The 12,032-nt window shown below is 64.7% G+C and carries 10 protein-coding genes and 1 pseudogene; 7 read left to right on the top strand and 4 right to left on the bottom strand.

Annotation, left to right across the window (positions count from 1 at the left end; genetic code table 11):
- Nucleotides 1-85 precede the first annotated feature (85 nt).
- Complete coding sequence (locus WB785_RS15000; protein WP_424080118.1) at nucleotides 86-1,012, top strand: RluA family pseudouridine synthase; 927 nt, start codon at nucleotides 86-88, stop codon at nucleotides 1,010-1,012.
- Nucleotides 1,013-1,014: 2 nt separating this feature from the next.
- Here the strand turns inward: WB785_RS15000 and WB785_RS14995 are convergent.
- Both WB785_RS14995 and WB785_RS14990 read right to left on the bottom strand, forming a co-directional pair.
- A pseudogene (locus tag WB785_RS14995) lies at nucleotides 1,015-1,229 on the bottom strand (hypothetical protein); the annotation flags it as partial.
- A 27-nt stretch (nucleotides 1,230-1,256) separates the two neighbouring features.
- A complete protein-coding gene (locus WB785_RS14990) occupies nucleotides 1,257-2,018 on the bottom strand; it encodes a class I SAM-dependent methyltransferase (protein ID WP_424080117.1) in 762 nt (253 codons plus the stop codon).
- Between the two features lie 72 nt (nucleotides 2,019-2,090).
- Here WB785_RS14990 and WB785_RS14985 point away from each other — a divergent pair, with 72 nt between their 5' ends.
- Both WB785_RS14985 and WB785_RS14980 read left to right on the top strand, forming a co-directional pair.
- Nucleotides 2,091-2,471, top strand: coding sequence for a YciI family protein (locus WB785_RS14985; RefSeq protein WP_424080116.1), 381 nt, complete (start codon nucleotides 2,091-2,093; stop codon nucleotides 2,469-2,471).
- Between the two features lie 13 nt (nucleotides 2,472-2,484).
- Complete coding sequence (locus WB785_RS14980; RefSeq protein ID WP_424080115.1) at nucleotides 2,485-3,720, top strand: RNA polymerase sigma factor; 1,236 nt, start codon at nucleotides 2,485-2,487, stop codon at nucleotides 3,718-3,720.
- Here WB785_RS14980 and WB785_RS14975 read toward each other — a convergent pair.
- On the bottom strand, nucleotides 3,717-3,941 hold the full coding sequence (locus WB785_RS14975; protein WP_424080114.1) for a dodecin family protein: 225 nt from the start codon (nucleotides 3,939-3,941) through the stop codon (nucleotides 3,717-3,719). The two genes, WB785_RS14980 and WB785_RS14975, sit on opposite strands and share 4 nt — an antisense overlap.
- Nucleotides 3,942-4,129: 188 nt before the next feature.
- The gene (locus WB785_RS14970; RefSeq protein WP_424080113.1) at nucleotides 4,130-4,537 is read right to left on the bottom strand and encodes a group I truncated hemoglobin; all 408 of its coding nucleotides are present in this window, start codon (nucleotides 4,535-4,537) and stop codon (nucleotides 4,130-4,132) included.
- 165 nt (nucleotides 4,538-4,702) lie between these two features.
- Between WB785_RS14970 and WB785_RS14965 the strand changes: the two genes are divergently transcribed.
- The 4 genes from WB785_RS14965 to dnaE form a co-directional block, all read left to right on the top strand.
- Complete coding sequence (locus tag WB785_RS14965; RefSeq protein WP_424080112.1) at nucleotides 4,703-5,719, top strand: SDR family NAD(P)-dependent oxidoreductase; 1,017 nt, start codon at nucleotides 4,703-4,705, stop codon at nucleotides 5,717-5,719.
- Nucleotides 5,720-5,737: 18 nt separating this feature from the next.
- Nucleotides 5,738-6,529, top strand: a complete 792-nt coding sequence (locus WB785_RS14960; protein ID WP_424080111.1) for an SDR family NAD(P)-dependent oxidoreductase — start codon at nucleotides 5,738-5,740, stop codon at nucleotides 6,527-6,529.
- Nucleotides 6,530-6,591: 62 nt separating this feature from the next.
- A complete protein-coding gene (locus WB785_RS14955; RefSeq protein ID WP_424080110.1) occupies nucleotides 6,592-9,543 on the top strand; it encodes an RND family transporter in 2,952 nt (983 codons plus the stop codon).
- A 74-nt stretch (nucleotides 9,544-9,617) separates the two neighbouring features.
- Nucleotides 9,618-12,032 (top strand): DNA polymerase III subunit alpha (gene dnaE, locus WB785_RS14950; protein ID WP_424080109.1); only part of this gene is annotated, 2,415 nt, incomplete at its 3' end.

The raw sequence follows: 12,032 nt of genomic DNA, 5'->3' as shown, positions 1-12,032 counted from the left end.
CCACCGGATGAGGCCGCCGAAGGCGGCGACGACGACGAGCCGCAGGACGGCACCGCCGACCGGACCAGTGCCGACCAACGCTGAGATGACTGACCGATCGATGTCGGTGCCGGAGGGCCTGGCGGGTATGCGGGTTGACGCGGGGCTGTCTCGGCTGCTGGGTCTGTCGCGCACCGCCGCCGCCGCGCTGGCCGAGGATGGCGGCGTCGAGTTGGACGGTGTGCCGGCCGGCAAGTCGGATCGGCTGGCCGCCGGTGCGTGGCTACAGGTGCGGTTGCCTGAGCCGCCGGCGCCGTTGGAGAACACACCCGTCGACGTCGTGGGCATGACGATTCTGTACTCCGACGACGACATCGTAGCCGTGGACAAACCGGCCGGGGTGGCCGCGCATGCGTCGGTCGGCTGGACGGGGCCGACGGTGCTCGGCGGTCTGGCCGCGGCTGGTTACCGGATCACCACCTCCGGGGTGCACGAGCGGCAGGGCATCGTGCAGCGCCTCGACGTCGGTACCTCCGGGGTGATGGTGGTCGCGATCTCCGAGCGGGCCTACACCCTGCTCAAACGCGCGTTCAAGCAGCGCACCGTCGACAAGCGTTACCACGCGCTGGTGCAAGGACACCCCGATCCGTCCAGCGGCACGATCGATGCGCCGATCGGCCGCCACCGCGGCCACGACTGGAAGTTCGCAGTCACCGCCAACGGCCGTCACAGCCTCACGCACTACGACACCATCGAAGCTTTTGTTGCCGCGAGCCTGCTCGACGTGCATCTGGAAACCGGCCGCACACACCAGATCCGGGTGCACTTTGCCGCGTTGCATCATCCGTGCTGTGGCGATCTGACCTACGGCGCAAATCCGAAGCTCGCGAAAAAGCTTGGGCTGGAACGTCAATGGCTGCACGCCCGGTCGCTGGCGTTCGTGCATCCAGCTGACGGACGGCAAATGGAGATCGTCAGCCCCTATCCACCGGATCTGCAGCACGCCTTGGACGTGTTACGAGCTGAGGGTTGACGCTAGCTACGGACCCGCCGCGGGTAGCTCTTGGCTTCTTCCAGCCATTGCGTTTCCACCCGGCCGATCTCAAGTGACAACAGCGCGACTGTCGGGTTGTCGCAGTTGATTTCGTGAGCAGTCCGATACTTCGCGGCTTCGCCGGTGGTGGGCAGATGGGTCGCAAACCCTCGAACCACTCGTCGCCCACGACGTTGGGCGCGTCATTGTCACGCGCGCTCATGCTGCTGATCGTTGCATGAATTCAACACTGCGGCTTTCGGGCCTCCACGAGGACCCGGGATGAGGACGCGACGAAGAGCCCGTCGCGGGTGATCTGGTCATGGAGTTCGAGGAGCCGCTCGCGATAGCGATCGACGGTGAAACCCGGCACGGTCCAGATCACCTTGCGCAGAAAGTAGATAACGGCGCCGATGTCGAAGAACTCGACGCGCAGGCGCTCCAAGCGCAGATCGATGACCTGCAGCCCGGCCGAGCGTGCTTGAGCGCCTTGGGTATCCGGGTGAAACTCGGCCCACTTTCCCGGCTGCGGTCCGATGAAGTATTCGACCAGCTCGGCCATTGTTGCGGGTCCGATCTGCTGGGCGAAGTAGGTTCCGCCGGGGCGCAGCACCCGGGCGATCTCGCTCCACCGCACCGAGATTGGATGCCGGCTGGTCACCAGGTCGAACGCCTCCTCGGCGAACGGCAGCGCGGGCTCGTCGCGGGTTACCACCACCACGACACCGCGCGGGTGTAGCAGTTTGGTGGCGAGGGCCGCGTTGGGCGGCCACGATTCGACGGCGGCCATCGTCGGCGGGAATTTCTCCGCCCCGGCCAAGACCTCGCCGCCGCCGGTATCGACGTCCAAAGCCGCTGACGCGGCGGCCAGCCGCTGGCTCATTTGTCGCTGGTAGCCCCACGACGGGCGCTGTTCGGTGGCGCGGCCGTCCAGCCAGGAGAAATCCCAGCCGTCCACCGGCGCGGCAGCGGCCTCGGTAACCAAATCCTCGAATGTTCGGGACATGTATGCATTGTCGATCGGGCCGGGTCTCGATCGTCATTCAGGTGACATCATCAAGCCGGAAAGGACACCAACATGCAGTACTGCCTGCTCATGCACTACCAGGAAGGACCCGAGATCGGTCTGACCGAGGAGGACATGGCCCCTGCGCGCGCCGCGTTCGCCCGCTACGCCGACGACCTCGACGCGGCGGGTGTGCTGATCGGTACTCAGGTGCTGCAGTCGGCCGTCGCGTCGACGACATTCACCGCGCGCAACGGCACTCCCACCGTCCAGGACGGCCCGTTCGCCGACACCAAGGAGCGTCTCGGCGGCGTATTCGTCATCGACGTGCCCGACCTGGATGCCGCGTTGGCGTGGGCGAAGCGCTGCCCGGCCGCCGGCTGGGGGTCGGTCGAGATCCGTCCCGTCGCGGTCACCTACGCCAGCGGCAAAGGCTGGTACAGCCCTGAGTGAGACGGGGGATCGGGTGGCCGAGCTGGTTCACACCAGCTACGGCCGGCTGCTGGCGGTGCTCGCCGCGCGCAACGGCGACATCGCCGCCGCCGAGGACGCCATCGCCGACGCGCTGGAGCGAGCCCTGACCCGTTGGCCGACCGAGGGTATTCCCGTCAACCCGGAGGGCTGGGTGCTCACCGTGGCACGTAACCGGTTGCGCGACCACTGGAAGTCGCACGCCTACCGGATGACTGACCCGCTATCCGCAATACCCTGCGATACAACTGAATTCAATGCCGAGGTCATTTCAGATCGGCGTTTGGAGCTGATGCTGGTCTGCGCTCACCCGGCGATCGCCGCCAACTGCCGCACCCCGTTGATGCTTCAGACGGTGCTCGGCGTGGATGCTGCGGCGATCGCTGAGGCGTTCGCGGTGCCCGCCGCGACGATGGCCCAGCGGCTGGTACGTGCCAAACGCCGCATCCGCGACGCCCGCATCCCGTTCGTTATGCCCGGCCGCGCCGACCTCGACGATCGGTTGCCCGCCGTGCTGGAGGCCGTGTACGGCGCGTATGCGATCGACTGGCAGACCGCCGATGCCGCCGTTGATGGCGGCGACCCGCTGCGCCCGGCTTCGCCGCGCTTGCGATCGGCGCTCGTCGAATCGCTGTCGGCTGAGGCGCTTCAGCTTGCGCTGGTGCTCGTCGAGCTGCTTCCTGACGAACCCGAGGCGCTGGGTCTAGCGGCGCTGGTCTGCTTGTCGGAGTCACGCCGAGCGGCCCGGCGCAAGGGCGATGGTGAGTTCGTGCCGCTCGACGAACAAGACTCCGCACTGTGGGACTCGGCGCTGATCGCCCGCGGCGAGGCGCTGCTGCGCCGGGCGCACGGCTTTGGTCGACCGGGCCGCTACCAATACGAGGCGGCGATCCAGTCGGCACACTGCAGCAGACCGGTGGACTGGCCCGCGCTGCGTCGCCTGCATCGTGCTCTGTTTCAGGTTGCGCCGTCGTTGGGTGGGGCGGTCGCGCTGGTGGCCGTCGACGCCGAGATCGACGGTCCGGACGCGGGTTTGCAGACTCTGGACACGATCACCGATCCGGCGGTGCAGCGGTTCCAGCCGGCCTGGACGACGCGCGCGCACCTGCTGGCCCGCGCCGGGCGCGTTGACGAAGCCCGATTGGCGTATCGACGGGCGATTGAGCTCACCAAGGATCGCGGCGTGGCCGACTACCTACAGGACCGGCTCGACAACCTCGCCGCCCGCTAGCCGGTTGCCGAGGTATTGGCTGGCCGAATCTTGAACGAGATCCGAAGCTTGGTCCGGAAGGTGATTCCACCGGTTTCGTCCATCGCCATGTCCTGCTCGAGGACTTCGGCGACACGGATGTCATCGATGGTCTGCTGCGCTCGTCGCACAGCTTCGGTCGCTGCGTCCTCCCATGACGTGGGGCTCGTTCCGATGAGTTCGGTGACCCGGTACACGCTCATGCCCGCCTCCTCAGCTTGACGAACACCAAGTTAGAGCACGTGGTAGAGCCTGTCTGGAAATCCCTTGTTATGCCGTGTTATCGGACGGCGCGCTGTCAGGGTGGGGTTCGCCGAGCGTGCCGTCGACGCGAGAGTCAGGCCGACATAATTCGCAGCCGAAGCACGCTCGGCGAAGCATGATAGACCGATCAGACGTCGGCCGTGGCGTGATCCGATGCGATATCAGCGGCCAATGGTGAAATGGCACCGAGGATTTCGGCAATCGTCGGTTCGGGCACGCCCGCCGCCGACAACGAGTCCGTCAAATGCCCGGCCACCAGGTTGAAGTGATCCATTGTGATTCCACGCCCCTGATGGACCTGCTTCATCGATGCGCCGGCGTACCGCTCGGGGCCGCCGAGTGCGGCCGCGAAGAACTCGACCTGCTTGCCCTTCAGCCGGTTCATGTTCGTTCCGGCGAAAAAACCCGACAGATGGTCGTCGTCAAGCACGCGGCAATAGAAGTCCTCGACGACGACTTCGAGGGCCTGGCGGCCGCCGATCCGGTCGTAGACGGTGTCCGCCTTCGGCTTGCGGAAAAGTGAGCGGATTCGCATGCCGATAGCGCACCATCCAGCGGTTGCCCGACAGTTAGAGCCTCGTCACCGAGCGATTACCCGGCGTAACAAGCCGATTGCCAGAGAATCACCGAAAAGTTCGACCGTGGTAGTGAAGACTCGGTGAGGAATCCAGGAGAGAACATCACGGGGAGCGAGAAACCTATGAATCTGGGCGATCTGACCGGTCTCGTCGAGAAGCCGTTCGCCGCCGTGTCCAACCTCGTCAACACTCCGAATTCGGCCGGCCGATACCGACCCTTCTATCTGCGTAACCTGCTCGATGCCGTACAGGGCCGCACACTGCACGACGCCGTCGACGGCACGATCACCCTCATCACCGGTGGATCGTCGGGCATCGGCGAGGCGACCGCCAAGAAGATCGCCGAGGCCGGCGGCGAGGTGGTGCTAGTGGCGCGGACTCAGGAAAAACTGGAGAAGGTCGAAACCGAAATCCGCAGCAGTGGCGGCACCGCGCATGTTTACCCGTGCGATCTGTCCGACATGGATGCAATTGCCGAGATGGCCGACAAGGTGCTGTCCGATCTCGGCGGCGTCGACATGCTGATCAACAACGCCGGACGATCGATTCGGCGCTCGCTGGCGCTGTCCTACGACCGCATCCACGACTATCAGCGCACGATGCAGCTGAACTACCTCGGCGCGGTACAGCTCATTCTGAAATTCATTCCGGGCATGCGGGAACGGGGATTTGGGCAAATCATCAACGTGTCCTCGGTCGGCGTGCAGACCCGCGCACCGCGGTTCGGCGCGTACATCGCCAGCAAGGCAGCGTTGGACAGCCTGTGCGACGCACTGCAAGCCGAAGTGGTCAGCGACGACATCAAGTTCACCACCGTGCACATGGCGCTGGTGCGCACGCCGATGATCAGCCCGACCACGATGTATGACAAGTTCCCCGCGCTCACGCCCGACCAGGCGGCCGGCGTGATCACCGATGCGATCGTGCACCGACCCCGCCGGGCCAGCTCACCGTTCGGGCAATTCGCTGCCGTCGCCGACGCCCTCAACCCGGCCGTCATGGACCGGGTGCGCAGCCGAGCATTCAGCATCTTCGGTGACTCGTCAGCAGCCAAGGGAGACGAATCCGACACTCGCACACCAGAATTCGATACGAGAAGCGAAACGTTCGTGCGGGCCACCCGCGGAATCCACTGGTAGGAAACAGGTGAGCAATCGATGAGCCTTCCGAAACCAAGCAACCAGGCTGCCGTCTTCATCACCGGCGCCTCGTCGGGCATCGGCACCGAGCTGGCCGGCGGTCTGGCCCGGCGCGGTTACCCGCTGGTGCTGGTCGCTCGCCGGCGGGAACGCCTCGACGACCTCGCCGGTGAGCTGCACACCCAATACTCGGTGGACGTCGACGTGATGCCACTCGACCTGTCCGACGCCGGGTCTCGGGAAAAACTGGCTGAGCGGTTGCGCAGCGAACCGGTAGCGGGCTTGTGCAACAGCGCCGGCTTCGGCACCAGTGGGGTGTTCCACACGTTGCCGCTCGAGCGGGAATCCGAACAGGTCACGCTCAACGCGCTCGCGCTGATGGAGCTCACCCATGCCGCGCTGCCCGGAATGGTCGATCGCGGCGCCGGTGCGGTGCTCAATATCGCCTCGATCGCGGCGTTCCAGCCGTTGCCGGGCATGGCGGTCTATTCGGCCACCAAGGCATTCGTCCAGACTTTCTCCGAAGCCGTCCACGAGGGGCTGCACGGAACGGGCGTTTCGTGCACGGTCTTGTGTCCGGGCCCGGTGCCGACCGAGTGGGCGCAAATCGCCGACGCAGAACACGTCAACATGGGGTTTGCGCAGGTCTCGCCCCATGACGTCGCCGAAGCTGCGATTGCGGGGATGCTCGACGGGAAACGAAGCGTGGTGCCCGGGCTGGTGCCGAAGGTGGCCAGCCTCGGCGGTCGGTTCACGCCGCGCAGTGTGCTGTTACCCGCGCTGCGGATTGGACGCAAATTGCGCGGTTAGGCGCGAAGGACCCGCTGCGCCGAAGACCCGCCGATCGGGCAAATTGCCGGTAACCTAGCCGGATGTCGCGGGGGGCGCAGGTAGCCACTATGCCCGAAGCCAACGGCCTGTTCGGTCGGTTAGGCGTCTTTGTGGTGCGCTGGCCATGGGTCGTGATTGGGTTCTGGGTCGCGCTCGCCGCCGTGCTGTCGGTGACGCTTCCACCGCTGACGAAAATGGCTAACGAGCGGCCGGTAGCTATCCTGCCGTCCGACGCCCCAGTGCTGGTCACGACAAAACAGATATCCGAGGCGTTTCACCAGTCGGGGTCGGAGAACGAGAACGTCCTGTTGGTGGTTCTGACCGACGAGACGGGATTGGATCCCTCCGACGAGGCGATCTACCGCGCACTGGCCGACAACCTGCGGCCGGACACGCGAGACATCGTCATGATGCAGGATTTTATTACCACACCGGCCCTGCGCGAGGCCATGACCAGCAAGGATCATAAAGCCTGGTACCTGCCAATGGTGATCGCCGGCGCAGTGGGTTCACCCGACCTGCACGCGGCCTTCGGCCGGGTCGCCGACATCGTCAAACACACCGTCGCGGGGTCCACGCTGAGGGCAAACCTGACCGGCCCCGCGGCCAGCGGCGATGACCTCATGTACATCGGTATTCGCGATATGCATGTGATCGAGACCGCCGTCGTGCTCATGGTCTTGACCATCTTGTTCGTCATTTATCGAAATCCGGTCACCATGATGTTGCCGCTAATCACGATCGGCGTATCGGTGATGACCGCGCAGGCCATTGTGGCTGGAATTGCCGAACTCGGTTTAGGCGTTACCACCCAGACGATTACGTTGATGACGACGATGATGGCGGGCGCCGGCATTGATTACGCCGTGTTTCTCATCAGCCGTTACCACGACTATTTGCGGCAAGGCGAGGACTCGAATCAAGCAGTCCTGAAGGCGTTAACGTCGATCGGCAAAGTGATCGCCGGCTCGGCCGCCACGGTGTCAATCACCTTTCTTGGGATGAGCTTCACCCATTTGGGAGCCTTCCGAACAATCGGTCCGGCGCTGGCGATTTCCATTGCGGTGGCGCTGCTGGCCGCCCTGACTTTCCTTCCGGCACTGCTGGTCCTCGCCGGGCCACGCGGTTGGATCCGGCCACGCCGCGACCTCACGGCCCGCTTTTGGCGGCACCTGGGGGAACGCATCGCGCACCGGCCCGTGGCCCATCTGATCGCCAGCCTGACAGTGCTGATCGTTCTGGCCGGCTGCGCCACGTTGGCCCGCTACAACTACGACGACAGCAAAACGCTTCCCAAGTCCGTCGAAAGCGCGGTCGGATATGCCACGCTGGCCCAACATTTCCCGTTGAACGCCACCATCCCTGAGTACCTTGTCGTCCAATCCCGACGCGACCTGCGCGAACCAGCAGCCCTCGCCGACCTGAAGCAGATGGAACAACGGGTGAAGCAACTCTCCGATATCGCGACGATCCGAGGAGCCCCACCTCCCACCGGAAAATCGAAAGGCCAAACGTCTGCGGTTGGCGGCGCAGCCAACGGCCCGTCCAACGGTTCCGCTTTTGCGGGCAATACGGACGCCGACTCGGACGGTGGGGGAGTTGACGCGTTTCCCAACGTGGCCGGCATGCTCTACCCCCTCGCCAATACCGACAGCGGATCGCCCGACGATGGCGAACAAGGCAAACCGGCTGGGGAAGCCGACGATGCCGCCATGTTCGTCAGCACCGTGCGTGCCCTCGGCTTCGCGCTGAACCTCGACGTTGCAGAGATCGCCAATACTCTCAATGCCGCGCCGGTGACGGTGCTGGACGTCGGTGCCACGACCGAGAGCGATGGCGGAGCGCTGCAGAAGATCGGTGGTTTTGCGGAGAAGCTGCAGTCCTTGCCAGATGCGAAGACCATCGAGTTGGCAGCGCGGAATATGCGTCAAGTACTCAATGACGCCGCAAACGACTTGCGGGCAATGGGAATCGGCGATCCCACCGACGTCAAGGACCGACAGCCCGATCCGCAGCGCGACGCGCACACTTACTCCGAAGCCATTCGGCAACTGATCGACGGGATCAAGGCGCTGGTCCACCAAACCACACATATAGCCGGAGGATTGACCAGTGCCCTAACGTCTTTCATCTCGCCTGACGGGCACACCGCGCGGTACTTGGTACAAACCAAACTCAACCCCTTCGGCACCGATGGCATGAATCAGATCCATAAGATCGTCGACGCTGCCCGGGGGCCTCACCCGAATGCCACGCTGACCAACGCCTCGATATCAGTATCGGGAGTCACCGCGATGCTCCGAGATACGCGTGCCTATTACAACCAAGACATTCGGCTCATCATCGGCATGACCATTCTGATTGTGTTCCTGATTTTGGTCGCGCTGCTGCGTGCCATTGTCGCCCCGCTGTACCTGATAGCTTCGGTGGTGGTCTCCTACCTGTCGGCACTCGGTCTCGGGGTCATCGTCTTTCAATTCATGCTCCACCAGGGATTGACATGGAGCGTCCCGGGACTGACGTTCATCGTGTTGGTCGCCATGGGCGCCGATTACAACTTGTTGCTCATCTCGAGACTTCGGGATGAGTCTCCCCACGGTATCCGCGCCGGGGTTATCCACACGGTGGGGTCGACGGGTGGCGTGATCACTGCCGCGGGCGTCATTTTCGCCGCCTCGATGTTCGGGATGATGTTCGCCAGCATCAACACCTTGGTGCAGGCAGGTTTCATTATCGGGACCGGGCTTCTGCTGGATACCTTCCTGGTGCGCACCATCACAGTGCCCGCCATCGCCGTGCTGGTCGGACAGGCGAACTGGTGGCCGTCCCGGTTACCGCCGCGCTCAGAACAGACACCTACGACCGATTCCGGACCAGCCTCCGAGGCGCCGGACGACACCGCGCAGCTTCAGGATGCGGGTGCGGGCCGACACGAGAAGCACACCGAGGTCGCAGATGGCACCGAGTCGGAGATCGTCGCGCTTCGCTCATGAATTGGCGGCACAGCAAGACACGTGGCGCGACACGCCGGAGTTGCGTCGGTGCACGGCCATAGACTGGCGACCCTATGAACCCTTCGTTCGTGCACCTGCATAACCACACCGAGTACTCGATGTTGGACGGTGCCGCGAAGATCGCGCCGATGCTGGCCGAGGCGCAGCGGCTGGAGATGTCCGCGATCGGGATGACCGACCACGGCAACATGTTCGGTGCCAGCGAGTTCTACAACACGGCAACGGCGGCGGGTATCAAACCGATCATCGGCGTCGAGGCCTACGTCGCTCCCGGCACCCGTTTTGACACTCGCCGCATCCTGTGGGGCGACCCCGGGCAGAAGAGCGACGACGTGTCCGGCAGCGGCTCCTACACCCACCTGACGATGGTCGCCGAGAACGCGACCGGTCTGCGGAACTTGTTCAAGCTGTCGTCGCTGGCGTCTTTCGAGGGCCAGCTCGGCAAGTGGTCGCGAATGGATGCCGAGCTGATCGCCGAGCACGCGGCCGGCATCATCGGCACCACCGGCTGCCCCTCCGGCGAGGTGCAGACGCGGCTGCGGCTCGGGCAGCGCCGCGAAGCGCTCGAGTCCGCCGCCAAGTGGCGGGAGATCTTCGGGGCGGAGAACTACTTCCTCGAGTTGATGGACCACGGGCTCGACATCGAACGCCGAGTCCGCGAGGGGCTGCTGGAAATCGGTCGCACGCTGAACATCCCGCCGCTGGCCACCAACGACTGCCACTACGTCACCCGAGACGCCGCGCACAACCACGAGGCGCTGCTGTGTGTGCAGACCGGCAAGACGTTGTCGGATCCGAACCGGTTCAAGTTCGACGGCGACGGCTACTACCTGAAGTCCGCCGCCGAGATGCGCGCGATCTGGGACGGCCAGGTTGCCGGGGCCTGCGATGCCACCCTGCTGATCGGCGAGCGGGTGAGCTCCTATGCCGAGGTGTGGGCACCGCGCGACCGGATGCCGGTCTTTCCGGTGCCCGACGGGCACGACCAAGCGTCCTGGCTGCGCCACGAGGTCGACGCCGGCCTGCACCGCCGGTTCGGCGCCGACATGCCCGACGGCTACGCCCAGCGGGCCGCCTACGAGATTGAAGTCATCTGCGACAAGGGTTTTCCGTCCTACTTCCTGATCGTCGCCGACCTGATCAACTACGCGCGGTCGGTCGACATCCGGGTCGGCCCGGGTCGCGGCTCTGCCGCCGGGTCGCTGGTGGCCTACGCACTGGGCATCACCGACATCGACCCGATCCCGCACGGTCTGCTGTTCGAGCGGTTCCTCAACCCCGAGCGCACCTCGATGCCCGACATCGACATCGACTTCGACGACCGCCGCCGCGGCGAAATGGTCCGCTACGCCGCTGAGAAGTGGGGACACGACCGCGTTGCCCAGGTCATCACCTTCGGCACGATCAAAACCAAAGCGGCGCTGAAGGACTCGGCCCGGATCCACTACGGGCAGCCCGGTTTCGCGATCGCCGACCGGATCACCAAGGCGTTGCCGCCGGCGATCATGGCCAAAGACATCCCGTTGTCGGGCATCACCGACCCCAACCACGAGCGCTACAAGGAAGCCGCCGAGGTTCGCGGTCTGATCGACACCGACCCCGATGTGCGGACGATCTACCAAACCGCGCGCGGCCTGGAAGGGCTGATCCGTAACGCAGGCGTGCACGCCTGCGCGGTGATCATGAGCAGTGAGCCGCTGACCGAGGCGATCCCACTGTGGAAGCGGCCGCAAGACGGCGCGATCATCACCGGCTGGGACTACCCGTCGTGCGAGGCCATCGGCCTGTTGAAGATGGACTTCCTCGGGCTGCGCAACCTGACGATCATTGGCGACGCGATCGAGAACATCAAAGCGAACCGGGGAATCGACCTGGACCTTGAGTCGGTGCCGCTGGACGACCCCGCGACCTTCGCGCTGCTCGGTCGTGGCGACACGCTGGGGGTGTTCCAACTCGACGGCGGGCCGATGCGCGACCTGCTGCGCCGCATGCAGCCCACCGGCTTCGAGGACATCGTCGCCGTGCTGGCGCTGTATCGGCCCGGCCCGATGGGCATGAACGCCCACAACGACTACGCCGATCGCAAGAACAACCGGCAGGCGATCAAACCGATTCACCCTGAGCTCGAGGAGCCGCTGCGCGAGATCCTCGCCGAAACGTACGGCCTGATCGTGTATCAGGAGCAGATCATGCGCATCGCGCAGAAAGTGGCCGGCTACTCGCTCGCCCGAGCCGACATTCTGCGTAAGGCCATGGGTAAGAAGAAGCGCGAGGTGCTCGAGAAGGAGTTCGAGGGCTTCTCAGAAGGCATGCAGGCCAACGGATTTTCGGCCAAGGCCATCAAAGCGCTGTGGGACACCATCTTGCCGTTCGCCGACTACGCGTTCAACAAGTCGCACGCGGCCGGTTATGGCCTGGTGTCGTACTGGACGGCGTACCTCAAGGCGAACTATCCCGCTGAGTACATG

Origin of the sequence: Mycobacterium sp. (assembly GCF_049585075.1) — a bacterium.
Lineage (GTDB): Bacteria > Actinomycetota > Actinomycetes > Mycobacteriales > Mycobacteriaceae > Mycobacterium.
The sequence above is the reverse complement of the archived record's forward strand: the minus strand, read 5'-3'. Positions and strand labels throughout refer to the sequence as shown.